This is a genomic window from Sphingobium sp. B8D3A, from assembly GCF_025961995.1.
Taxonomy (GTDB): domain Bacteria; phylum Pseudomonadota; class Alphaproteobacteria; order Sphingomonadales; family Sphingomonadaceae; genus Sphingobium.
Genome location: NZ_JAOQOS010000001.1, coordinates 455,221 through 478,456, shown reverse-complemented (window position 1 = coordinate 478,456; position 23,236 = coordinate 455,221). Strand labels below are relative to the sequence as shown.

Annotated in this window: 28 protein-coding genes; 17 read left to right on the top strand and 11 right to left on the bottom strand. The window is 64.9% G+C overall.

Features of this window, described 5'->3' with window-relative positions:
* Positions 1 to 23: 23 nt before the first annotated feature.
* Positions 24 to 746, top strand: coding sequence for a DsbA family protein (locus M2342_RS02385; protein ID WP_413715156.1), 723 nt, complete (start codon positions 24 to 26; stop codon positions 744 to 746).
* Between the two features lie 139 nt (positions 747 to 885).
* Here M2342_RS02385 and M2342_RS02380 read toward each other — a convergent pair whose 3' ends face one another.
* The 3 genes from M2342_RS02380 to M2342_RS02370 all read right to left on the bottom strand — a co-directional run bounded on the left by M2342_RS02380 (position 886) and on the right by M2342_RS02370 (position 2,690).
* Complete coding sequence (locus tag M2342_RS02380; RefSeq protein WP_264571478.1) at positions 886 to 1,068, bottom strand: DUF2892 domain-containing protein; 183 nt, start codon at positions 1,066 to 1,068, stop codon at positions 886 to 888.
* A 102-nt stretch (positions 1,069 to 1,170) separates the two neighbouring features.
* Positions 1,171 to 1,917, bottom strand: a complete 747-nt coding sequence (locus tag M2342_RS02375) for a glutaminyl-peptide cyclotransferase (RefSeq protein WP_264577883.1) — start codon at positions 1,915 to 1,917, stop codon at positions 1,171 to 1,173.
* The gene (locus tag M2342_RS02370; protein WP_264577882.1) at positions 1,914 to 2,690 is read right to left on the bottom strand and encodes a YgfZ/GcvT domain-containing protein; all 777 of its coding nucleotides are present in this window, start codon (positions 2,688 to 2,690) and stop codon (positions 1,914 to 1,916) included. The genes M2342_RS02375 and M2342_RS02370 overlap by 4 nt, the downstream gene beginning before the upstream one ends.
* 49 nt (positions 2,691 to 2,739) lie before the next feature.
* On the opposite strand from M2342_RS02370, the gene M2342_RS02365 reads away from it, so the two are divergent.
* Positions 2,740 to 4,077, top strand: a complete 1,338-nt coding sequence (locus M2342_RS02365) for a dihydroorotase (RefSeq protein ID WP_264577881.1) — start codon at positions 2,740 to 2,742, stop codon at positions 4,075 to 4,077.
* A 29-nt stretch (positions 4,078 to 4,106) separates the two neighbouring features.
* Positions 4,107 to 4,859, top strand: a complete 753-nt coding sequence (gene mtgA / locus M2342_RS02360; protein ID WP_264571482.1) for a monofunctional biosynthetic peptidoglycan transglycosylase — start codon at positions 4,107 to 4,109, stop codon at positions 4,857 to 4,859.
* Between the two features lie 100 nt (positions 4,860 to 4,959).
* On the opposite strand, the gene M2342_RS02355 is transcribed toward mtgA, so the two are convergent.
* The 5 genes from M2342_RS02355 to M2342_RS02335 form a co-directional block, all read right to left on the bottom strand.
* Complete coding sequence (locus M2342_RS02355; protein WP_264577880.1) at positions 4,960 to 8,283, bottom strand: TonB-dependent receptor; 3,324 nt, start codon at positions 8,281 to 8,283, stop codon at positions 4,960 to 4,962.
* A 378-nt stretch (positions 8,284 to 8,661) separates the two neighbouring features.
* Positions 8,662 to 9,324: a phosphatase PAP2 family protein gene (locus M2342_RS02350; protein WP_264577879.1), complete on the bottom strand. Its 663-nt coding sequence runs from the start codon at positions 9,322 to 9,324 to the stop codon at positions 8,662 to 8,664.
* 11 nt (positions 9,325 to 9,335) lie between these two features.
* Entirely contained in the window at positions 9,336 to 10,751 is a 1,416-nt protein-coding gene (gene lpdA / locus M2342_RS02345; protein ID WP_264571485.1) for a dihydrolipoyl dehydrogenase, read from the bottom strand.
* A 66-nt stretch (positions 10,752 to 10,817) separates the two neighbouring features.
* Positions 10,818 to 11,222 carry an acyl-CoA thioesterase gene (locus M2342_RS02340; protein WP_181560855.1) on the bottom strand — a complete coding sequence of 135 codons (405 nt, stop codon included), beginning with the start codon at positions 11,220 to 11,222 and terminating at the stop codon, positions 10,818 to 10,820.
* 7 nt (positions 11,223 to 11,229) lie between these two features.
* Positions 11,230 to 12,543 carry a pyruvate dehydrogenase complex dihydrolipoamide acetyltransferase gene (locus tag M2342_RS02335; RefSeq protein WP_264571486.1) on the bottom strand — a complete coding sequence of 438 codons (1,314 nt, stop codon included), beginning with the start codon at positions 12,541 to 12,543 and terminating at the stop codon, positions 11,230 to 11,232.
* 142 nt (positions 12,544 to 12,685) lie between these two features.
* Here M2342_RS02335 and M2342_RS02330 point away from each other — a divergent pair, with 142 nt between their 5' ends.
* Entirely contained in the window at positions 12,686 to 13,141 is a 456-nt protein-coding gene (locus M2342_RS02330; protein ID WP_181561548.1) for a universal stress protein, read from the top strand.
* 181 nt (positions 13,142 to 13,322) lie between these two features.
* Here M2342_RS02330 and M2342_RS02325 read toward each other — a convergent pair whose 3' ends face one another.
* Positions 13,323 to 13,934: a superoxide dismutase gene (locus tag M2342_RS02325; RefSeq protein ID WP_264571487.1), complete on the bottom strand. Its 612-nt coding sequence runs from the start codon at positions 13,932 to 13,934 to the stop codon at positions 13,323 to 13,325.
* A gap of 247 nt (positions 13,935 to 14,181) precedes the next feature.
* On the opposite strand from M2342_RS02325, the gene M2342_RS02320 reads away from it, so the two are divergent.
* Positions 14,182 to 14,745, top strand: coding sequence for a urate hydroxylase PuuD (locus M2342_RS02320; protein ID WP_181560858.1), 564 nt, complete (start codon positions 14,182 to 14,184; stop codon positions 14,743 to 14,745).
* A gap of 33 nt (positions 14,746 to 14,778) precedes the next feature.
* Here M2342_RS02320 and pspF read toward each other — a convergent pair whose 3' ends face one another.
* Positions 14,779 to 15,819, bottom strand: coding sequence for a phage shock protein operon transcriptional activator (gene pspF, locus M2342_RS02315; protein WP_264571488.1), 1,041 nt, complete (start codon positions 15,817 to 15,819; stop codon positions 14,779 to 14,781).
* A 137-nt stretch (positions 15,820 to 15,956) separates the two neighbouring features.
* Between pspF and M2342_RS02310 the strand changes: the two genes are divergently transcribed.
* From M2342_RS02310 to M2342_RS02270, 9 genes are all read left to right on the top strand, one after another.
* Entirely contained in the window at positions 15,957 to 16,178 is a 222-nt protein-coding gene (locus tag M2342_RS02310; protein ID WP_264577878.1) for a hypothetical protein, read from the top strand.
* Positions 16,179 to 16,244: 66 nt separating this feature from the next.
* Complete coding sequence (gene pspA / locus M2342_RS02305) at positions 16,245 to 16,913, top strand: phage shock protein PspA (RefSeq protein WP_181560861.1); 669 nt, start codon at positions 16,245 to 16,247, stop codon at positions 16,911 to 16,913.
* Between the two features lie 3 nt (positions 16,914 to 16,916).
* Complete coding sequence (gene pspB, locus M2342_RS02300; protein ID WP_181560862.1) at positions 16,917 to 17,183, top strand: envelope stress response membrane protein PspB; 267 nt, start codon at positions 16,917 to 16,919, stop codon at positions 17,181 to 17,183.
* A 1-nt stretch (position 17,184) separates the two neighbouring features.
* Positions 17,185 to 17,565 carry an envelope stress response membrane protein PspC gene (gene pspC / locus M2342_RS02295; protein WP_181560863.1) on the top strand — a complete coding sequence of 127 codons (381 nt, stop codon included), beginning with the start codon at positions 17,185 to 17,187 and terminating at the stop codon, positions 17,563 to 17,565.
* Between the two features lie 95 nt (positions 17,566 to 17,660).
* Positions 17,661 to 17,963 carry a cell division protein ZapB gene (locus tag M2342_RS02290; RefSeq protein ID WP_264572317.1) on the top strand — a complete coding sequence of 101 codons (303 nt, stop codon included), beginning with the start codon at positions 17,661 to 17,663 and terminating at the stop codon, positions 17,961 to 17,963.
* Between the two features lie 29 nt (positions 17,964 to 17,992).
* Positions 17,993 to 18,292, top strand: a complete 300-nt coding sequence (locus M2342_RS02285) for a hypothetical protein (protein ID WP_181560864.1) — start codon at positions 17,993 to 17,995, stop codon at positions 18,290 to 18,292.
* A gap of 25 nt (positions 18,293 to 18,317) precedes the next feature.
* Positions 18,318 to 18,578: a hypothetical protein gene (locus M2342_RS02280; protein ID WP_264571489.1), complete on the top strand. Its 261-nt coding sequence runs from the start codon at positions 18,318 to 18,320 to the stop codon at positions 18,576 to 18,578.
* A gap of 40 nt (positions 18,579 to 18,618) precedes the next feature.
* The gene (locus M2342_RS02275; protein WP_413715075.1) at positions 18,619 to 19,050 is read left to right on the top strand and encodes a SufE family protein; all 432 of its coding nucleotides are present in this window, start codon (positions 18,619 to 18,621) and stop codon (positions 19,048 to 19,050) included.
* Positions 19,051 to 19,184: 134 nt separating this feature from the next.
* Positions 19,185 to 19,679: a flavin reductase family protein gene (locus M2342_RS02270; protein ID WP_264571491.1), complete on the top strand. Its 495-nt coding sequence runs from the start codon at positions 19,185 to 19,187 to the stop codon at positions 19,677 to 19,679.
* A gap of 5 nt (positions 19,680 to 19,684) precedes the next feature.
* Here M2342_RS02270 and M2342_RS02265 read toward each other — a convergent pair whose 3' ends face one another.
* A complete protein-coding gene (locus M2342_RS02265; RefSeq protein WP_264577876.1) occupies positions 19,685 to 20,170 on the bottom strand; it encodes a vgr related protein in 486 nt (161 codons plus the stop codon).
* 621 nt (positions 20,171 to 20,791) lie between these two features.
* Between M2342_RS02265 and M2342_RS02260 the strand changes: the two genes are divergently transcribed.
* From M2342_RS02260 to M2342_RS02250, 3 genes are read left to right on the top strand one after another with little or no spacing between them, the layout of a single operon-like run.
* The gene (locus tag M2342_RS02260; protein WP_264577875.1) at positions 20,792 to 21,592 is read left to right on the top strand and encodes an exodeoxyribonuclease III; all 801 of its coding nucleotides are present in this window, start codon (positions 20,792 to 20,794) and stop codon (positions 21,590 to 21,592) included.
* 13 nt (positions 21,593 to 21,605) lie between these two features.
* On the top strand, positions 21,606 to 22,670 hold the full coding sequence (ribA, locus tag M2342_RS02255; protein ID WP_264577874.1) for a GTP cyclohydrolase II: 1,065 nt from the start codon (positions 21,606 to 21,608) through the stop codon (positions 22,668 to 22,670).
* A complete protein-coding gene (locus M2342_RS02250; protein WP_264577873.1) occupies positions 22,667 to 23,197 on the top strand; it encodes a L,D-transpeptidase family protein in 531 nt (176 codons plus the stop codon). The genes ribA and M2342_RS02250 overlap by 4 nt, the downstream gene beginning before the upstream one ends.
* Positions 23,198 to 23,236 lie beyond the last annotated feature (39 nt).

The following is a 23,236-nucleotide window of genomic DNA, read 5'->3' as shown; positions in this document are numbered from 1 at the left end:
CCGGCGAGCGCAAGCGCGGGCGGATGGTGATGCCGGCTTTGGCCGTTGCGCTGCTCGCCGGCGGCGCGGCGGTGACCTATGCTGCGACCAACCAAAGTCCAACCATGCCGACGGCAGACCGCGCCGCCATCGAATCGGTGGTGCGCGACTATATCCTCGAGCATCCCGAGATCATTCCGCAGGCGATGGAACGGCTGAAAGCCAAGCAGACCGCCGGCACCGTCGATCAGAACCGGTCCGCGCTGGAAACGCCCTATCCGGGCGCATGGGAAGGCGCGGCCCAGCCCAAGGTCACCCTCGTCGCGTTCATGGACTATGCCTGCGGCTATTGCCGCGCCGCGCTGCCGCATATCGAGGAACTGGTGAAGGCCAATCCCGATCTGCGCGTCGTCTATCGCGAACTGCCGATCATTGCCGATGGCAGTGCCAATGCGGCGAAGGTCAGCCTGCTGGCCGCCAGCGAGAACAAATTCATGGCCTTCCACAAGGCGATGTACGCGGCCGGCGGCGTCTCGTCGGACGCCATCCTCAAGGCCGCGCGCACGGCCGGGCTGGATGCCAACAAGGCGAAGGCGGCCATCGCGGCGAAGGGCGGCGATGATGAGTTCATGAGCAACATCCGCCTCGCCCAGGCCCTCGGCGCCGAGGGTACGCCTTTGTTCGTGGTGGGCGATCAGGTGTTCAACGGCCTGGTCGGCACCGAGACGCTACAGGCTGCTGTGGACAAGGCGCGCACCAAAGGCTGATCGACCGGAACGGCTCAGTCGGCGCCGTTGAACATTCCCGGCCGAACATTGGAGGCCCCCTCCGCTGCCAAGAGGGGGCCTCCCTTTGCACTGGCCTCCAATGCCCGGACGGTGGGACGAGAGGCGCGCAAAGTGACGGTCAGGACTTGGTCCTGATTCCGATCAGTGCGTAGAGCGGGCAGAAGCTGACGAACGCGGTGAGCAGCGGCACCAGGCCGATCCAGCCCCACGGCGTTCGCGGGCCGACAAAGACGAGCGCGATCAGCCCGAGGCCAATCAGGATCCGGATAATCCGGTCCAGTCGTCCGATGTTCGCAGCCATGGCCACAGCCCTCTCACCATTTCATCTGATAGTGATGCTAGGCAGGTCGCAGGCGCCTGACCTTGATGAAGATCAAACAGGCGCGATCTCAGTCGTTCAGGCTCAGTCCCGCAGGCGCAGCGCGTAGATTTTGGGCCAGTTCTTGCCGGTGACGTAGAGAAGCTGCGCCTTGGCATCCCACGCGATGCCGTTCAGCACGCCCTCGCCGCTCGCGCTCATATTCTTCGCCACCAGCGGTTGCAGGTTGATCCAGTCGTCGATCTTGCCGCTGGCCGGATCGATGCGGGCAATGAGCGGCGAGAACCAGATGTTGGCGTAGAGAACGTCGCCGACCTGCTCCAGCTCGTTGAGAAAGCGCACAGGCTTGCCTTCCCATGTGACGGTGACGCGGCGCTGCTCCTTGTAGCTCTCGGGATCGAGAAAGCGCAGGTCCGGCGTGCCATCGCTCATAATCAGCGCGTGGCCATCATGAGTGAGGCCCCAGCCCTCACCGGTGTAGCGGAACGAGCCGATCGGCTTCAAATCCTTGCGGTTCCAGACGAAGCCGGTCTCGTCCTTCCAGGTGATGCTGACGATCCGGTCACCCCAGATCGTGCTGCCCTCGCCGAAGACATCGGCGCGCATGGGCCGCCGCTGTAGGATCTTGCCGTCGCTCAGCCGCATGATCCGCACATCTGACTCGCCGACTTGGCCGGTGGTTTCGTAGATCAGCTCGCCATGGATGGTGAGGCCCTGGGTGAAGGCTTTGGTATCATGCGGCAGTTCGCGCACGATCTCCCATTTGATCTCCGCCTGCGCCGGCCCCGCGCTGAAGACGAGGACGAGGAGCGTGAAAAGCACCCGCTTCATTCGGCGTCTTCCGCGAGCGCATCGGCCTGCCAGGCCGGCAGCGCGAGACCCTCAAGCGAATCGACCGGGCGATGATCCACCGCCAACCCCAGCGCGGGATAGGCAATGCGCAGCCGGGCCGGGTCGGACCGGTCAAGCGGCACCACCACGAGCCGCCGGTTCACCTTGTTGCGATAGTGCATCCGCGCGGTATTCTCCTGCCCGACATAGCAGCCCTTGCCATAATCCACGCCGTGCAGCTCTTCCGCATTGCATTCCAGCCAGAGGGTCTTGTCCTCGCCCAGCTCCGCCACGCCCTCCGGCACGCCCTGGGCCAGGCGATGCGCGCGATACATGTCCGAAGCATCCCCCTCCTCCTGCGCCGCCAGCCAGCGCCAGCCAAGCGCCGCGAGGCGGGGATCGGCGGAGGCACCCTCGACCGGATCGGCAGACCAGTGGGCCGCAAGCCCTTCCTCGATGCCGATGGTGACGGGGCGGCGCAGCCGGTAGAGCGTCAGCCTCCGAGCCAGAGCCTCGGCCCGCGATGCCTCGCAATCGATCAGCACATCCTCGCCGCCCGCCGGATCGGCCCAGAGGAGCATATCGTAGAGCGCCTTGCCCTGCGGCGTGAGCAGCCCGGCATAACGCGGCGCGCCAGGCTGCAGGCTCAGCACGTCCTGCGTGAGTAGGCCTTGCAGGAACGGTCGTGCCTCCGCCCCGCCGACACGAAGGATGGCCCGATCGCGCAGCGTGGTTGCGAGGGGCGGCGTGGCAAGGGGGGTGGTGGCGGACATGCGCTTTAGGTAGGGGGAGAGGAGCACCAAGCCAAGAGAGGTTCGCGCGATGGCCCAGACATTCGACCTGCTGCTGAAAGGCGGCACCGTCCACCTCCCGAGCGGCCCGGCACGCGTGGCCGTGGGCGTCACTGCCGGCAGGGTCGCGGCGATCGGCACCAGCCTGGGCGATGCGGGCGAAACGATCGACTGCGCCGGCCTTGATGTGCTGCCGGGCGTGATCGACAGCCAGGTCCATTTCCGCGAACCCGGGCTGGAGCATAAGGAAGATCTCGAATCGGGCAGCCGGGCCGCGGTGCTGGGCGGCGTGACCGCCGTGTTCGAGATGCCGAACACCAATCCGAACACGGACACTGCCGAGCGCGTGGCCGACAAGCTCAAGCGCGCCCATCACCGCATGTGGTGCGACCATGCCTTTTATGTCGGCGCCACCGGCGACAATGCCGAGCAGCTCGGCGAGCTGGAGCGCATTCCCGGCACGGCAGGCGTCAAGATCTTCATGGGCGCTTCCACCGGCAGCCTGCTCGTCGCCGAGGACGAGGCCCTCGCGCGGGTGCTCGCCCATGGCCGCCGCCGCGTCGCCGTGCATTGCGAGGACGAGGCGCGAATGAATGCGCGCAAAGATGAGCGGATCGAGGGCGATCCGGCCAGCCACCCGGTCTGGCGCGACGATGAAAGCGCGATGATGGCCACCCGCCGCATCGTGAAGCTGGCGCACGAGGCCGGGCGCCGCATCCACGTGCTGCACGTCACCACGCCGGCGGAACTGGAGTTTCTGAGCCAGCACAAGGATGTCGCGACCTGCGAGGTGACGCCCCAGCACCTCACGCTGGCGGGCGAGGACGCCTATCCGCGCCTCGGCACCTATGCGCAGATGAACCCGCCGATCCGCAGCGCCGCGCACCGTGACGGACTGTGGCACTGGGTCGGCCAGGGCGTGCCCGATGTGCTCGGCTCCGACCATGCGCCGCACACCAAGGAAGAAAAAGCCAAGACCTACCCGGCCAGCCCGAGCGGTATGCCCGGCGTACAGACTTTGGTGCCGCTGTTGCTCGATCATGTCGCGAACGGCCGCCTGACGCTCCAGCGCTTTATCGATCTGACCAGCGCCGGACCGCAGCGCATCTTTGGCCTGGTCGGCAAGGGCCGCATCGCGACCGGCTATGATGCCGACTTCACCGTCGTCGACCTCAAGGCGCGCTGGACGATGGAAGCGGACTGGCTCGCCTCCCGCTGCGGCTGGTCGCCGTTCGAGGGCATGAGCGTGACCGGCCGACCGATCGGCACCATCGTGCGCGGCCATCGGGTGATGTGGGACAACCAACTCGCCAATGAGGCGGTGGGCGAACCGGTGCGCTTCGAGGCGACCGAGTTCCCCGGCCACTGAGGCAAAGGCAAAAGGGGGAAGGCGGGGCGATGGCGACAACGCGGAGCACCACGAGACGCAAGGCGCCCCGGCGCAAGGGCCTGCGCTTTCCCGGCAATCCCACCAGCCTGCCGGGCAAGCTGTTCCGCTGGCTGCTGATGCTCATCCTCGCCTTCATCGGCATCTCGTTGCTGCAGGTGCTGGTCTATAAAGTCGTGCCGGTGCCGGTGACGATCACCATGCTGATGGACAAGAACGGCATCACCAAGGACTGGACGCCGCTGTCGGACATCGATCCGGACATGCCGCGTGCCGCCATTGCGGGCGAGGACGCCAAATTCTGCCAGCATCACGGCTTCGACACCGATGCCATCCGGCAGGCCATGCAACAGAACGCACGCGGCGGGCGCATTCGCGGCGGCTCCACGATCAGCCAGCAGACCGCCAAGAATGTGTTTCTCTGGCAGGGCGGCGGCTTCTTCCGCAAAGGACTGGAAGCCTGGTACACGGTGCTGATCGAGGCGATCTGGGGCAAGCGCCGGATCATGGAAGTCTATCTCAACGTCGCCGAGACGGGCATCGGCACCTACGGCGTGCAGGCCGGCGCAATCCGCTACTTCAACCATGGCGCAGACAGGATGAGCCGCACCGAGGCCGCCCGCATCGCCGCCGTCCTCCCCCTGCCCAAAAAGCGCGGCGCCATCGCCCCCACCGGCTTCACCCGCCGCCACGGCAACAACATCGCCCGCTGGATCGGCCATGTGAAAGCCGACGGACTGGATGCCTGCCTGGATCTGAACTGAGCGGGCAGACGCAGTTCCCGCACAAAGAGCAAATAAGCAGCCCAACAAAAAGGGCGGAGGCATCGCTGCCCCCGCCCTTCCGGTTTCTATTCGCGGCAGATCAGAAGCTGAAGCGCGCGCCGAGGCGGATCGCGTAAAGCGAGGAGCCGTTGGTCGTCACCAGTTCGTCCGCCAGCACCGTGTCGCTGCTCGGCTGCTCATATTTGTACTGAGCACAGCTGTTGGCGCCCACTGCCACGCAGCTCACCTTCGCAACGGTCTTGCGGAAGGGGAAGCTCGACCGAAGCTGCTGGCCCCATTTGTGGTTGAGCAGGTTCGTGAAGTTCTCGATGTCCGCAAACAGCGCGAAGCGCGTGCCCAGTGGCAGCGGCAGTTCCTGCTCCACATGAAGGTCGATGCGCGTGAACGCCTTCGAGCGGAAGGCATTGCGCGGCGCAACCTGCCCGCGATAGCCTGCCAGCCCAGAGGACTGGATGATGCTGTCGATCCGCGTCGCCGTCGCCGCGCTATCATAAATGACCTTCGGGTCGTTCACGCCGGTCGGCACGTAGAACAGATAGCGCTGTGCACTGCCGGCCGTGCCGAACACACCCGAGCGCCCCCCCGAGAGATCCTGCATCGTGTAGCTGTACCGGGCACCGGCACGGGTCGAGCCGAACAGGTCGATGCGCGTCTTGTAATCCCCGAAGAACGCGCGCTCGAACGACGCATTGTAGCGGAAGGCCCAAGTCACTTCGTCGTTCGAATGGCCAGGCCCGCTCAGATTGGCGTCATAAGCCGCGGTGTTGCCGTAGATCGAGCTTGCCTGAGAGGACGTGAGCGAGGTGTCGTCACGCACGTCCTGACGGGTATAGGCACCGCCGAGCGTCAGACCCCAGTCCCAGCTCTTCTCGGCGCGCAGGACGCCGATCCAGCCGCGACCATAATCGGTGTTGGTCAGGAGCAGGTCCTGGCCGGTATCGTTCGCGTTGCCGATCTTGCTGGTGTAGCGCTGACGGCCGTCCGGCGTGAGCGAGCCTGCAACGGGGATCGACCGCAGATCGATGACCTTCACCTGCGAACGCACTTTCGAATACAGCACATCGGCGCCGAAGCGCCAGCCGTCGCCGAGCGGACCCAGATCGGCCTCATAGTCCGCCGACAAGGTCGCGCGGAATTGGTTGGGTGCCTTGAAGTTCGGATCGATCGCATTGATCGACGTGGTCGCGTTCGGGTTCGCAGACAGACCGTTGGCTGCGGCGACCACCGCAGTGTTGGCAGCAGCGGGAATGTTGGTGAACGACGGGTTGTTGAGGATGGAGGACGCATTTGCGCTGTTGGCGCCGCTCGCGGAACCGTTAAGCTGGTAAATGCCGCCGTCCGTCTGGCGCGCCGTGATCGATGTGTTGATCACGCCGGTGTTGGAGAAGGAGTTGCCGATATAAACGTCCGGCGATCCGCCACCAAAGATGCCGCCACCACCGCGAATGGTGAGGCGCGGCGTTGCCTTGTAGGTGAAGCCAAGGCGGGGCTGCAGCAGGTCGATGCCACTGATGTTGCTGTTATTCGAGAAGCCGTAGCGCGGGTAGAAGTTGGGGTTTACCGCCGCAGTGCTCTTCATCCCGAACACATCCCAGCGCAGACCGACGCCGACCGAGAGCGTCTCATTCACGCGCCAGTCGTCCTGAAGGCCGAAGGTGTACACATTGTAGGAGAAACTGGCCGCGGCATCCGCAGGATTGAGCGAGGCCGCATTGTTGTAGCTGAAGCTCTGCGCCGTGCCCGCCTGGAAGTCTGCGATCGAGTCGAAATAATAGGTGCCCGCCGAGGGGTTGACGAACATGTTGAAGGACTTGGTGTGATTCCATTCCGCAAGAGCGCGGAGGTTGTGGTCGCCCGCCTTCAGCTTGGCGGAAACGGACCCGCCCCAGCTCTTGATGTTCAGCACATTCGACTGGCTCGGGCCGCCGGCACCCAGGACGAATTGGGGCGTCCCAGTGGGGCACACGATGCTGGCCGCGGTCGTGGTAGCGCCATTCGTCGTGCGATCCGAGGTCGGCGCCGCGCAGACAGACATCTGGGCGCTGCGGCCCATCAGCGGGAACTGACCGCTGTCATAGGTCTTGTAGAGCGCGCGGGTTTCGGTCGAGAAGCTATCCGACCAGTCGGCATTCCAGGCCAGAATACCGGCCTTCAGTTCGTTGGGCTTGCGATAGGCGTTGGATTCGAGGCCAAGATCACGGGTGCCGGTGGTCGTGCTGACGTTCAGCTCGTCCTTGGTATAGAGGCCGGTCAGCGAGACGCGCTGCGTTTCGGAGAGGTTGGCGTCCAGTTTGCCGACGATCCGGTCGTCCTTGTCGCCATCCGTACGCAGGAGGCCGCCTGCGTCGTAGTTGTAGCGGCTCTGGGCGATGCCCACGATCTGCTGCAAGGCGGCATTGGTCGCGCCGATGACCGGCGTGCCAGCATTGTCTTCCTGCGTGCCGAAGGCCACCGGACGGGCAGCACGCACGCGCTCGGCGGAGACCATGAAGAACAGCTTGTCCTTGATGATCGGACCCGAGAGGGTGGCGCCAAAGTCCTTGCTGGTGAAATCGGGCTGCGTGACGCGACCGGCGGTGTTGAGGATATAGGGCTTGGTGCGCTTCCCGGTCAGCTCGTCCGAGCTGAAGGTGAAGAAGGCCGTGCCGTGGAATTCGTTGGTGCCCGACTTGAGGATCGCGTTCGAAACGCCGCCTTGGAAGAAGCCTTCGCGGATATCATAAGGCGCAACCTTGGTTTCGAACTGCCCGATGGAATCGAGCGGAACCGGACCACGACGTGACGGCAGCGCGTCCGGGTTGAGGCCGAAGCTGTCGGTGACCGGAACGCCGTCCACGGTGAAGCGGTTGAAGCGGGGATTCTGGCCCGCGAACGAAACCTGGCGGCCCGTCGTCTGGCTGGTGTCGAGCGTCGCGAACGGGTCGCGCGCGGCAATGTCGCGGATGTCCCGATTGACCGAAGCGATCTTGCCGATCTGCTCAGCGGTCATGACCATGGCGGGACCCTGTGACACGTTGCCCGCGCCGCGGATGGCTGATGCCGTCACGACGATGGCGTCGCCCGAGGCCATCTCAATCGGCAGCGTGAAGGACTGGCCAACGACCGTGTACACGTCCGTCACGCGGACATCTTCGAAGCCGGATGCGGCGACCTCAACCGTGTAAGGTCCGCCAATACGCAGGCCGCTGGTCGAGAAGCTGCCGTCGGCGCCCGTCGTGGTGCGCGAGACGGTGCCCGAGGGGACGTGCGTCACGGTGACGGCGGCACCGGAGACCGGCGCGCCTTCCGCCGTGACCGTGCCGCGCACGGAAGAGGTGGTTTCCTGCGCATGGGCAGGGCTGAGCGCCACGCAGGTGGCGATGCTCGCGGCCGAGGCAGCGAGGAAGAAGCGGAAGTTGCGCATCGAAGATCCCCTTTAGATCATCACGAAAACTGGTCTTGAGCCGTCCTGTTCACGGCTGCCTTCACCCCTATGGGCTCGGACACATCCTCTCGCCTGGTCTGCGATCCTTATGTCAGCGCCCGTGTCTGGCGGACGTGACTCAATTATGACGATGGCGGGTTCATACGGGCGACCGCCCCATTCTCGCCATTGCGAAATAAGCGGTATGTACCCGGAATAAGGAGCAAAATTCCGCAACTCGCTCGTTATGCGGCGATAAAATCGCGCGATATCAATGGCATATTGTGCAGTGCGGCATCCATGCAACGCTCGCGCAGAATCTTGCCATAAGATGAACGGATCGGCGGGCCAATCGGTCGTCCGGGCTGCCGGCGAGGTTCAGTCTCGCGAGACGGCCTGCCATGATAGAAGCGGACGCCACCAGGGCAGGATGAAAAGCACGAGCAGCAGCCAGATCAGGCCGACCGCCCAGCCGCCCGCCACATCGCTCGGCCAATGCACGCCGAGCCACACCCGGCTGGCGCCCGTACCGAAAATCATCGCCGCGCAGATCCATGTCACCACCCGGCTCCGCGCCAGCAGCGCAATCGCGCCATAGAGCGCCATAGCGCCAGCTGCGTGCCCGCTGGGAAAGCTGGTGCCCACAGTCTCGACGAGGCTGGGGAGCATATCCGGGGAGAGCGTCATCGGGCGCGGCGCATTGAAGCCGAGCTTCACCACCCCGATGACGAGGGCAGTCCCGACGCCCGCGACCAACAGCGGGATCAGGCGTTCGGGATGCCCCAGCTTGATGAAGACCAGCCCCACCGCCAGCACGATCAGCGTGCGACCGCCGACCGCGCCCAGCCGGTCCAGCGCCACCGCGCCATGCGTCACAAGCCCCGCACCGCGCACGCCGTGCAGCTTGCCCGCCAATGCCATCAGCCGCTCATCGATGGGCACGAACAGGCCGGTGGGCTGGAGGAAGCCGATGGCCGCGACCAACAACGCCAGGCCGAGCGCAAAACTGAGCGCGACGCCCGGAGTTGGCAGTTGCCGCATCCGCCTTTGGATCAGATGTGGAGCGCCCGCCCATAAGCGGCCAGCACGCTCTCGTGCATGGATTCGCTGATGGTCGGGTGCGGGAAGACCGTCTGCATGAAGTCCTGCTCCACCAGCTCGGCCGTCTTGCCGATGGTGTAACCCTGGATCATCTCGGTCACCTCAGCGCCGACCATATGCGCGCCGAGCAGCTCACCGGTCTTAGCGTCGAACACCGTCTTCACGAAGCCTTCCGCCTCGCCGAGCGCGATCGCCTTGCCATTGCCGATGAACGGGAAGGTGCCGACCTTGACCGTGTAGCCCGCGTCCTTCGCCTTCGCCTCGGTCAGGCCCACGGAGGCGACCTGCGGCTGGCAGTAGGTGCAGCCCGGAATGTTCAGCGGGTCCATCTCATGCGGGTGGACATCCTTGTTGCCCAACGCCTGCGCAATCGCCTCGGCGGCGGTCACGCCCTCATGGCTGGCCTTGTGCGCGAGCCATGGCGGCGCGGTGACATCGCCGATGGCCCAGATGCCATCGACGCCGGTGCGGCAGAGGCCATCGGTCTTGATATGGCCGCGCTCCAGCGTGACGCCCAGCGCCTCCAGCCCGATATTCTCGGTGTTCGGGACGATGCCGATGGCGACGATGCAATGACTGAACTCGCTGGTTTCGCTCTTGCCATCCTTGCCCTTGATGGCGGCGGTGACGCCCTTGTCGCTGGCCTTGAGGCTCTCCAGCGAGGCGCCGGTGACGATCTTCATGCCGCGCTTCACCAGCTGCTTTTCGAGGAATGCCGAGACGTCCTTGTCCTCGACGGGTACGATGCGATCCATCATCTCGACCACGGTCACATCCGCGCCCATGTCGTTATAGAAGCTCGCGAACTCGATGCCGATGGCGCCCGAGCCGATGACCAGCAGCTTGCCCGGCATTTCCGGCGGGGTCATCGCGGTGCGATAGGTCCAGATACGCTTGCCGTCCGCCGGCGCGAACGGCAGGTCGCGTGCCCGCGCACCAGTCGCCACGATGATGTGCTTGGCCGCCAAGTCGGTCTTCTTGCCGTCCTTGTCCGTGACCGAGAGCTTGCCCTTGCCGGTGATCGTGCCGCTGCCCATATGCACGGCAACCTTATTCTTCTTCATCAGGTGCGTGACGCCGGCATTGAGCTGCTTGGCGACACCGCGCGAGCGCTTCACCACCGCCTCGATGTCCGCGCTGATTTTCTCGGCGGCCAGGCCATAATCCTTGGCGTGGCTCATATAATGGAAGATCTCGGCCGAGCGCAGCAGCGCCTTGGTCGGGATGCAGCCCCAGTTGAGGCAAATACCGCCGAGCAGCTCGCGCTCCACAATGGCCGTCTTGAGGCCAAGCTGGCTCGCGCGGATCGCCGCGACATAGCCGCCGGGGCCGGAACCGAGAACGATGACGTCATAGGATTCAGACACGAAATGCTCCATCCATGATGCCCTCTCCCCTTGAGGGAGAGGGGTCTAAAATGACCGATTGCGCCTTCATTGCGCGTTCGCCAAGGGCGGCACCCTGCGGGGGCGGCGCACTTCGTCGATGGCGACGAAGATGAACCGGGCCTGCGTGACCTTGTAGGTTTCCTCGCTGTGCCGCGCGCGGCGCCAGGCTTCGACCTCAATGGTCATCGACGTGCTGCCCACCTTCACGAGCGTCGCGAAGACGGAGACCTCGTCCCCCACCAGCACCGGGCGGTGGAACTGCATGCCTTCCACGGCGATGGTGACAGCCCGGCCCTTGCTGTGCCGCGAGGCGACAAGCGCCGCCGCCATATCCATCTGGCCCATCAGCCAGCCGCCGAAAATGTCCCCATAGGGATTGGCATCGGCCGGCATGGCGGTGATCCGCGTCGCGGGCGCACCTTCCGGCAGGACATCCTCGTCAGCGGCCATGGTGCGCTTACGCCACCAGACCCAGCGGCGCCTCTACCAGTTCCTTGAACACCTTCATCAGCTCCGCGCCGTCCGCACCGTCGATGGCGCGATGGTCGAAGCTGCCGGTGGCGGACATCACGGTTGCGATACCAAGCGCATCATCAACGATATAGGGCCGCTTCTCGCCGGCGCCGATCGCCATGATCATCGCCTGCGGCGGATTGATCACCGCCTCGAACTGCTTGATGCCCATCATGCCCATGTTGGAGAGGCTGGCGGTGCCGCCGGTGAACTCTTCCGGCTTGAGCTTGCCTTCCTTGGCGCGGGTGGCGAGGTCCTTCATCGCGGTCGAGATGGCAGAGACGGACTTGGCGCCGGCATCGGTGATGATCGGCGTGATCAGTCCGCCCTCGATGGACACGGCCACCGAGATGTCGGCTCGGCTGAACTTGAGCAACTGGTCGCCGGCAAACTGCACATTGCACTTGGGCACAGCCAGCAGCGCCTTGGCCAGCGCCTTGATCAGCAGATCGTTGACCGAGAGCTTCACGCCCTGCGATTCGAGCGCCTTGTTCAGCTCGCCACGCAGCTTGAGCAGCGCGTCGAGGCGCACATCCACGGTAAGGTAGATGTGCGGCACCTGCTGCTTCGATTCGGTGAGGCGGCGCGCAATGGTCTTGCGCATGTTCGAGAGCTTCTCGACCTCGTGCGGAATGCCGAAATCCTGCGCGGCCGCGGCCACCGGGGCAGGCGCGGCCGAAGCCGACGCTGTGGGCGCCGCGGCCGGGCTCGCGGCCGGCTTGGGCGCGGTGCTGCCGGGCTTCACGCCCTCCAGATCGGCCTTCACGATGCGGCCATTGGGACCAGTACCGGAAACCGCGGCCAGATCGATGCCGCTGTTCGTGGCGATGCGGCGGGCAAGCGGGCTCGCCTTGACGCGATCTCCAGAGGAGGCAGCGGCCGGCGCAGCGGTCGATTTCGCGACTTCCGGCTCCGGCTTGGGGGCGCTGGCTGCTTCCGGCTTCTTCTCCGCAGCGGCGTCGGCCTTGGGTGCGGGCTTGGCTACAGCGGGAGCATCGCCGCTCGGCACCTCCTCGCCTTCCTCGACCAGAACCGCGATGACGGTGCCGACCTTCACATTGTCGGTCCCTTCGGCGACGAGGATCTTGCCGACGACCCCTTCGTCCACGGCTTCAAATTCCATGGTGGCCTTGTCGGTCTCGATTTCGGCGAGCAGATCGCCGGACGAGACGGTGTCGCCTTCCTTCACGAGCCATTTCGAAAGCGTGCCTTCCTCCATGGTCGGCGAGAGGGCGGGCATCTGGATATTGATCGCCATGGGGGCCAGGCTTTCCTGTTTTTCGGGTTGGACAATCACCGGCCACCTTCACGCTTTGCCCGTCGGGGTCAAGGCCATCCCTTGCATCCAGACCGAATTTCCCGCACCTACCGAGCCGGTTTCTTCGGGGGAGCAGGCGATGATGCGGACTTATCTCGTCGTGGTGGACGAAAGCAGCGAGGCGGAATCGGCCCTGCTGTTCGCCGCGCGCCGCGCTGCCAAGACGGGCGGCGGCGTGCATATGCTGGCGCTCGTGCCCAAGACCGAGTTCGTCCAATGGGGCGCCGTGCAGGCGACGATGGAGGAAGAAGCGCGCGCCCGCGCCGAGGCCCTCGCGGCCAGTGCCGCCGGCACGCTGATGGCGGAAGCCGGCATCCAGCCCGCAATCACGGTCAAGGTCGGTGATCCCGTGGCATCGGTGAAAGAGATGCTGGCCTCGGGAGAAACGGTCGCCGCGCTCGTGCTGGGCGCGGCACCCAAGGGCGCGCCCGGACCACTGGTGGCGCACTTTGCCGGCAATGACGCCGGCACACTGCCCTGCCCGGTGATGATCATCCCCGGATCGCTGAGCCGCGAGGATATCGAGCGGCTGAGCTGAGGGGCTGCTGCCTCCAAGTCAAATCAAAGCCGTTCTCCTGCGAAGGCAGGAGCCTAGGGCGGCGAGGTGCGTCGGTTGAGCCCTGGGCTCCTGCCTTCGCAGGAGCACTGTTAATTTCATTACGACAACGAAAAGGGGCCGACTTTCGCCAGCCCCTCCTTCAAAATCCAACGCGGCGGGTTCAGCCCGGCTGGTTGGCCCGCTCGGCGCCATTGCCGTCCAGATTCTCCGCGACGAACGCCCAGTTGACGTGCTTCTTGAGGATCGTGTCCGCGAAGTTGGGGCGCGCGTTGCGATAATCGATGTAATAAGCATGCTCCCACACATCGAGGATGAACAGCGGCGTATCGCCATGCGCCACCGGGCAGTCGGCGTCGTGGTAGCTGGTCACTTCCAGCTTACCATCCTTAAGGATGAGGGCGGCCCAGCCGCTGGCGAAGTGGCCGACGGCTTCCGCCTTCAGCTTCTCGATCAGCGCATCGGTCGAGCCGAAGCCTTCGTTGATGAGATCGGCCAGCTTGCCGCTGGGCTCCTGCGTCTCGGGCGAGAGGCACTGCCAGAAGAAGCTGTGGTTCCAGATCTGGCCGACCTGGTTGAACAGGCCGCCCTTGGAGGACTTGATCAGCTCGACCAGCGACTTGCCCTGCAGGGCCGGATCGGCGGCGACCAGCTCATTGGCCTTCGTCACATAGGCATTGTGGTGCTTACCGTGGTGATAGTCGAAGGTTTCGGCCGACATGTCGTCGCCAAAGGCGGTCTTGGCATAGGGAAGGTCGGGCAGTGTGAATGCCATGGCGCTAATCTCCTCTTGGTGCATTAAAGTCGTTCTGCAGGCGAAACGCGCAGGCGCGCGATTCGTGTCGGTTGCCCGCAGCAGATGGCGCGTAGACCGGCAGCTTTCCAGTCATCTCTCCCGATCAGCGCCAAATATAATTTCGATATGACAGCGGCGCGACTTTGGCATAGCCTGTGCGATGGCCGATAACCGGCTTTAGGGGAGGGTGCGGTCAAAGCACCCGGCAAACGACTGGGGGAGCATCATGACGAAACTGTTCGGCAATCTGCATCTCGTCCTGCTGATCGGGGTTATTCTGACCCTGGCTGTCATTTACGGCATTGGCCCGAATGGCGAATCCGTCTCCGCCGCCTTGCGCTGGCTGCACACCTTCTTCGGCATTTTGTGGATCGGCCTGCTCTATTACTTCAACTTCGTGCAGATCCCGACCATGCCCAAGGTTCCGGCAGAGCTGAAGCCGGGCGTCTCCAAGTTCATTGCGCCCTCCGCGCTGTTCTTCTTCCGCTGGGCCGCAGCGCTGACCGTGCTGACCGGCCTGCTGGTGGCGTGGCGCACCGGCTATCTGCACGAGGCGTTCGCGTTCAAGGCGCCCTATCAATTGATTGGTCTGGGCATGTGGCTCGCCCTGATCATGGCGATCAACGTGTGGTTCGTGATCTGGCCGGCGCAGAAGAAAGCGCTGGGTCTGGTGGCCGCCGACGATGCGACCAAGGCCAGCGCCGCCACCCGCGCGATGATCTTCAGCCGCACCAACACGCTGCTGTCGATCCCGATGCTCTACTGCATGGTGAACTTCAACGGCGGCTGAGCGGCCGGCGCCCTGCGCGAGGCGGCAAGCGCCTCAAAGCAGGGCGTGTTTCTTCAGGCAGTGCCGCAACTGGTCGTAGGAGAGCCCGATCGCCTTGGCCGTTGCACGCTGGTTGAAGCGGTGGCGCTGGAGGGCATGGCGCAGGATCGCGGCCTCATGCGCGTCGACAGCGCCGCGAAAGTCGGCGACATCGTCCAGCGCGATCAGCAATCGCCCGTCCTCGACCGCGCCCTCCTCTGAAGGACCGGCAACAGGCGCCGCGGTGGCGGCAGCGGGTTTTCCCGGCATCGGCTGCGGCTTCCATGGCGAAGCAAAGGGATCGAGCTGGATCTCGTCGATCGGCCGATCCGGATCGGGCCAGCGATACACGGCGCGCTCGACCACATTGCGCAGCTCGCGCACATTGCCGGGCCAGCGATAGGCGTTGAGCGCCGTCATCATCCGCATGGAAAAGCCCGGCCATGACGACCAGCCGCATTCCGATGCCATCTTGCGCCCGAAATGCTCGACCAGAACGTCGACATCGCCCTCGCGCCCGCGCAGAGGCGGCAGGGTAATCACCTCGAAGCTCAGCCGGTCGAGCAGGTCGGCGCGGAACCGCCCGGCTTCCACGGCATCGGGCAGATGCTCGTTGGTCGCGCCAACGATCCGCACATCCACATTGAGCGGCCGCGAACTGCCGATGCGCGTCACCTCGCCATATTCCACGGCGCGCAGCAGACGCTCCTGCGCCGCCATGGAGAGCGTACCCAGTTCATCGAGGAACAATGTGCCGCCATCGGCCTCCTCGAAGCGACCGGCCCGCGCCCGTGTCGCGCCGGTGAAGGCCCCGGCCTCATGGCCGAACAGCTCGGCCTCGATCAGCGTCTCGGGCAAGGCGGCGCAGTTCATGATGATGAGCGGCCCATCCCAGCGCTGGGAGAGACGATGGATACGCTCGGCGATCAGCTCCTTGCCGGTGCCCCGCTCGCCGATGACCAGCACCGGGCGATTGAGATCGGCCGCGCGGCCGGCCTGCTCGACCGCATCCAGAAAAGCGAGGGATTCCCCGACAAAATGCGTCGTCTTTTCCATTCCCAACTTTTAGGGATATTTCCCAACTCATTGCAACAAGCAATGCTTCGCGCGCACCTCGGCCGGGAAGAGATTGGCGGAAATCCGGGCTTCTCAGAAATTGGCACGCCCCCTGCAACGCATTGGACAATCCGCCAATGAGCGGGATTTTGAAGGCCAACCAGGATCAGGAAGAGACCGCCATGTTGAACACGATCGACCGCTTCGGTGCTCAGACCGCCGCAGCATGTCTTACCCTCATTTTCAGCGCCATCATGGTGATCGGCGCTGTCGGCCCTGCTGTCACCGGCAACCCTGCCGCCATGACTGCAGCGGCTCTGGACAACACACCGGACAAGCCGTCACAATCCCTTGTGTGACGGCTTCAAGGTCGGGGCAGCACACCCCCGCTGCCCCGACCGAACCGCCTCAGTTGGAGTATGTACATGAGTATTTTCTCTCGCACCCGGGACATCATTGCCGCCAACGTGACCGATCTGCTCGATCGCGCCGAGGACCCGGCCAAGATGATCCGCATGATCATCCTCGAAATGGAGGAGACGCTGGTCGAGGTGCGTGCATCGGCAGCGCGGACCATCGCCGACCAGAAGGAGATGCGCCGCCACATCGCCAAGCTCGATGCCCTGCAGGAAAGCTGGGTCGAGAAGGCGCAACTCGCCCTCTCCAAGGATCGCGAAGACCTTGCCAAGGCCGCGCTGGTCGAGAAGCAGAAGGCCGGCGACATGGCCGAGCAGCTGCGCGGGCAGATTGCCATGCTGGATGAGGCGCTGGCCGCATCCGAAGAAGACATCGCCAAGCTGCAGGCCAAGCTGCGCGAGGCGCGCGTCCGGCAGAACAGCCTCGTCGCCCGCATGGAGAGCGCACAGACGCGCCGGCGTGCGCGCGAGATGTATAATGGCGAGCGCGTGCAGGATGCCTTCTCCCGCTTCGAACTGCTGGAGCGCCGGGTCGATCTGGCCGAAGGCGAGGCCGATGCCATGGGTCTGGGCGGTCAGCCCAAGACGCTGGAGCAGGAGATCGCCGAGCTTCAGTCCGCCGACAAGGTGGAAGCCGAACTCGCGGCGCTCAAGGCCGCGCAAGCCAGGAAGGATTGATCCATGGAGGACGTCTTTCTGCCCATCGTCATCTGCGGCATGCTGTTCATCGGCATGCCGTGGCTGATCTTCCACTATGTCACCAAGTGGAAGCAGGCGCCCAAGATCACCGATGAGGACGAACGGCTGCTCGATGAGATGCACATGCTCGCCCGTCGCCTGGAGGAGCGCCTCCAGACGGTCGAGCGGATCATCGCCGCCGACAATCCCGATTTCCGTCCAGCCCGCCCGAGCGCGAGCGACGATCCCTATTTCGACAGGAGGAACTGAGATGTCCGCCCGCCGCACCAAATTCTACCTCGACAAGAAGAATGCCAAGGCCATGGGCGTCTGCGCCGGTATTGCCGACTATATGGGCATCGACGTGCTCTGGGTCCGCATTGGCGCCGTGCTCGTTACGCTGGCTGGCGGCTTCCCCTGGACGGTGATCGCCTATTTGCTCGCCGCATGGATGGCCGAGCCCAAGCCGACCGGCCTCTATGCCGACCGGGAAGACGAGCGCTTCTGGCAGGGCGTGCGCACCAACCCCGCGCGCTCTACCCGTGATGTGCGCAGCAAGTTCCGCGACATCGACCGGCGCCTGTCCGACATCGAGACCTTCTACACCAGCCGCAACACCCGGCTTGCCGACGAGATCGACAGCCTGCGCTGACACAAGGCGCGAGGCAAATGAGAGGCGCAACAGCGCTCGATTACAGGGAAATTTGAACCATGGATCCTATCACCGCGGACGCCGTCGTCGAATCGATGCCGCTCATCGTCGGCGCCAGTTCACTGATCGGCCTGCTGGCCATCGCCGGATGGGTCTTCAACACATGGCTGCGCGTCCGGCACGGCTATCCGCTCGAGAACAGCTGGGGCAAGGCCGTCTATCCGCAGAAGAATGAGGAGCTCAGCGAGCGGATCAAGCTGCTCAGCCAGGAGAATGCGCAGCTGCGTGCCGAGCTTGGCGCGGTCAAGGATCGGCTGGCCAATGTGGAGCGCATCGTGACCGACAGCGCCCTTCATCTGACCAACGAGATCGAAAGCCTGCGCACCCCCTCCAACTGATCGCCATCCAACTGGCCGGGAGCCCCATCATGCCCGCTTCAATGCTGTTATTCTTCATGATTGTCGTCGGCATCCCGGTCATCGGGGGCATCTGGAGCAAATATATGCGGCAGAAGATGAAGCTCCGCGAACGCGAGTTGGACGTGCTCGGCACACAGACCGCAGAAAAGGCCGCACAATATGCCGCGCAGGTCGAGCGGCTGGAGCAGCGGGTGCGGGTGCTGGAGCGGATCGTGACCGATCGCGGCGCCGCTCTGGCCCATGAAATCGACCAGCTCGGCGGCGCTGAATCCGCCCCTCACGAAATCCCCACGCGGACCGACCACTAAGACATCGACAGGAGGAGATAGAGTCATGACCGATCTTGACCTCGTGAAGCACGCCATGACCATGATAGCGCTAACTTTGTCGTTTGCACTTGTCGCCCTGGCCTCGCTCAAGGGCTGGAACGGATGGCTGGCGCTCAAGCGGGCGGAGCTGGACATGGCCGCCAGCCGCGCCGCCCCGCGCGCGCCGACCCCGGACGCGCCCTTGGCCGGCGGCCTGATCGAGATGGCCGACCTCAAGGAGCGCATTCGCAAGCTGGAAGCCATCGCCGCCGGCATCGACGTCTGATCCGCAGAGTTTCACTGGCCTCCCGCGCGCCGCGACCTATATGGGCGGCATGACGACATTGCAGACCATCCAGGACGATTACGAACTGCTCGAAGGCGATGAGCGCTACCGGCTGCTGATCGACCTGGGCCGCGAACTGGAGCCGATGCCGGACGCGCTGAAGACGGACGCGACGCTCGTGCGGGGCTGCTCCGCCTCCGTCTGGGTCTACCCGACACGGCTGGACAATGGCGCGCTGCATTTCCTGGCGGACAGCAACGCCGCCATCACCAAGGGCATCATCGCCCTGGTCCTTCTCACCGTGCAGGACCGGATGCCGGCGGAGGTCGCCGCGTTCGATATCGAACAGGCGCTGGCGCCCTTCGACCTCAAGCGCCAGCTCTCGTCCAATCGCACCCAAGGGCTGCCGAACATGATCGCGCTAATCCGGGAAACGGCGACTCGCCTGCAGGCGGAGGATGCTGCCGGTTGAAAGGGGGCGGTTGACAGGCTCGCATCACAGCTTGCAGGTTGGGCGCCATGCCGGTGAGCGGTTTTCACCGCAGTGTAATTGGAATGCGGCCTCCGTCACGAACAGGGCGGGCGCCAGAAGAAACAGGTGGCGCATTGATTGATCCCAAGCATTTCCGCGACGTTCTCGGCAGTTATCCCACCGGCGTATGCGTCATCACCTCAAACAATGCGGACGGTCAGCGCTGGGGTCTGGCGGTCGGCACCTTTTCTTCCATCTCGCTGGACCCGCCGCTTGTCGGATTCCTTCCCGACAAGCGCTCGGGCAGCTGGGCCAATATCGCCACCACCGGCCGCTTCTGCGTGAATGTGCTCGGCAATGCCCAGCTGGAGACCTGCCGGCGATTCGCCTCGCGGCATGACGACAAGTTCGAGGGCATGGCCCATGGCACCAGCCCCGGCGGCCTGCCGATTCTCGATGGTGCGCTCGCATGGATCGAATGCGCGATCGAAAAGGTCGTGGAATTGGGCGACCATCTTCTCGTCGTCGGCGCGGTGCAGGCCATGGAGCGTGCGCCCGAGGGATCGCCGCTGATCTTCTATCGGGGTGGCTATCACCGGCTGGTCGATCTGGAAGAAGCCACCGCCTGACCGGCTCACGCCCGGCCGAACGGCAGGATCGCCTCCAGCTCCGGCAAAGACGGCTTGCCCGGCACCTGCCGACCGCTGCGCATCAGGAAGACATGGCGGACGATTTCCGCCTGCTGCTCGATCCCGTAGCGCGCGAACGGCTTGCCCGGCTGGAAGTCGTAATCATAGCGGCAGAACGGGTGCCGCCGCACCAATAGGTTGGTGCCGGTCTGGTGCTGCCAGACGTGCGTCATTTCGTGAATGAACAGGCCTTGGGAAGCCAGATCGCCGGCGCCGAAGCAATCGCAGTAGCTGCGCCCCTGCGGATGGAAATGAATATGCCCGCGCGGCGCCATGACGATGGCACGCGGCTGAAAGGGCCACCATTTGCGGTTGCGAATCCGCACCTCGTCCAGGGCGATCGCATCGCCGAACACCCGCTCGACCAGCGCGCGCTCCGGCTGGGACAGCGGCCGATCGACGGCGCCAATGTGCGGGGATGGGACGGCCATGCAGCCGAGATAGGCGCCCCTACCTCACCGGCAAGGCCCGCCTCTCCCGGCGCATGCCCGCCGGCCGTCACTCGCTCTTGAGATCCAGAACCGAAACCGCCGCCAGAATGACGCCAAAGACCGCAACCATGCCGATGAAGGTCAGGACCGGCCACTGCATAAGAAGGTTCATCGCGAATGCTCCTGCAAACCATGTGATGAGACCTCTTTTCACCGAACGGCACTGCCGACATTGATCGGCATCAAACCCGCGCGCCCGCCCCGTCCCGGCGGAATTTTTTACGGATAATCACAGCTGCCCTCTTCCCGTGCGCAAAAACCGACAATCTTGCCCAAGTCTGACAGGTCCATTCATCGGGCGGTCATCTGGGCTGACTTAGAAAAGCGATGTGGCGCGGGGACTGACCTCGGGATTCCCCCCTGTTGCCCGGGCTTCGCCCCGCACCACATGCGCAAAAATTCAGGCGCTTTCTTCGAGCCCCCGCTCCATGCCCCCCGGAGCGGGGGTTTTCGATGTCCGCGCGATCCGCCCGGCCTGGTGCCGCGGCGCACAGCCGCTCGAGTCAAAATAATCGCTTCGCGGCTTGGGTTCGGCGCCGAGGGCGGCTAGGGACTTTGGCCATGTCGACCAAGCAGACTCTCAAGATCGCCTCCTGGAATATCAACAGCGTCCGCGCCCGCCTCGAAATCGTCGAGCGTTTCCTCACCGAGTATCAGCCGGACGTTCTGTGCATGCAGGAGACGAAGGTCGTGGACGGCTCCTTTCCGGAGGGCCTGTTCCGCCGGCTCGGCTATAATCATCAGGTGCTGCACGGCCAGCCGATGCACCATGGCGTGGCCATCGTCAGCCGCATTCCGGTGCGTGAGGACGAGCGACTCGACTGGCAGGCCAATGGCGAGGCGCGCCACATCGGCGTGCGGCTGGAAAACGGCCTGCGTATCGAGAATGTCTACGTGCCCGCCGGCGGCGAAGAGCCGGACCGCACGATCAACCGCAAGTTCGGCCAGAAGCTCGATTTTCTGCAGCGCATGATCGACTGGTCGGGCAAGCTCGGCGGATCGACCCTGCTGCTCGGCGACTTCAACGTCGCGCCGCTGGAGTGCGATGTGTGGAGCCACAAGCAGCTCATCAACGTCGTCAGCCACACGCAGATCGAGCGCGACCTGCTCGGCCATCTCCAAAGCTCGCACAACTGGATCGACCTTGGCCGGCACTTCGTGCCCGCGCCCGAGCGGCTCTACACCTGGTGGAGCTACCGCGCGCAGGATTGGGCGAAGTCTGATCGTGGCCGCCGGCTCGATCATATGTGGCTGAGCCCCGATCTCGCGGAAACGGCGATCTCGCATCAGGTCGCCGAGGATTGCCGCAGCTGGACGCGCCCCTCGGACCATGCCCCGCTGATCACGGAATTCGCCTTCTGATGGGCGCGCGATAATGGACGGGCGCGCTGCGGCTCGCGCCATCGATGCCCTTCGGCGTGGCTGGCCCATCCGGCTGGTCGATGCAGGCGGCGCGCTGACGCTGCTGCCTGTGGAAGGCGCAACGCCGGCCAGCCTCTCCTCTTTCGACCCGGCCGCAGAGGCGCCGCTGCTGCTCTCCGCCGCGCGCGCCGTCACGCTCAAGCTCGCCAACCAGCGGGAGGCGGCAGACCCGCAGGCACCGGCGCTCATCGCTCGCGAGCGCTGGATCGATTCGCCGGCCGCCGCCATGGCCATTGCCGATCCGGTGCGCGATCTCGCGACGCCGCTCAAAGGCCCGTTCCGCGCCCTGACGGTGCCGAACCCGGCCCTGGCCGCCGCCGCCCTCACCCTTGCGCGCCTCGCCGGCATGTTGCCCGCCTTCTTCATCGGATCTGAGGACGCCGAGGCCGAGGTCCAGCTGAGCGCGGACGATATCGCCACTTATGCAGACCCGACCCGGCTCGCCATCGCCGCCCGCGCGCGGCTGCCCGTCGAAGCCAGCGTGGATGCGCAGATCGTCGCCTTCCGCTCGCCCGAAGATCCGCGTGAGCACATCGCCCTCGTCATCGGCGAGCGTGACGGCAGCGCCCCGGTCGTCCGCCTGCACAGCGAGTGCCTGACCGGCGACGTGCTTGGCTCGCTCAAATGCGATTGCGGCCCGCAATTGCACGGCGCTCTGCACGAGATCGCCCATGCGCGCTGGGGCGTGCTGCTCTACCTGCGGCAGGAGGGGCGCGGCATCGGCCTCATCAACAAGCTGCGCGCCTATCAGCTGCAGGATCAGGGCTTCGACACGGTAGACGCCAATGTCCGCCTGGGCTTCGCCATCGATGCACGCGATTTCGGCGTCGCGGCACGCATGCTCGATCTGCTCGGCATCGACGAAATCCGGCTGCTGACCAACAATCCGGAGAAGGTCGCAGGCCTGGAATCGCAGGGCATCCGCGTGGCCGAACGGCTGCCGCTGGCTTTGCCCTCCAATCCCCATAATGAGCGCTATCTCGCGACCAAGCGGGACCGCACCGGCCACCAGTTGTGAGCGAAGCGCCAGCCATTCTGGTCGATGGCAAGGCAGGGCGCCTGACCATCGGCGACTGGTCCTGCGCCTGCGTCATCGGCAAGGGCGGCCTCATCGCTGCGGCGGACAAGCGCGAAGGCGACGGCGCCTCGCCCATCGGTGATTGGCCGGTGCGCGCCGCGCTGCTCCGCCCCGGTCGCATCGATGCCGCTCAGGCGCCCGCAATCCCGTGGCGCTGGGTCCGGCCGGACGATGGCTGGAGCGACGATCCCGCCGACCCTGCCTATAACCGGCCCGTCCACCTGCCGCGCCACACCAGCCACGAGCGGCTTGCGCGCGAGGATCAGGCCTATGACGTCATCATCGTCCTTGGCCATAATGATGCGCCGCCAGCGCCCGGCATGGGCAGCGCGATCTTCTTCCACCAATGGGTAATCGGCGAGAATGGCCAGCCCCGGGCGACGGAAGGCTGTGTCGCCATCGCCCCGGAGGATATGCGCGCCGTCCTTGGGCTGCTTCGCCCCGGCATGATGCTCCGTTTGCGATAACCCCTCCTGCCGCGTTCAACGGCTCGTCGCGAAACCTCC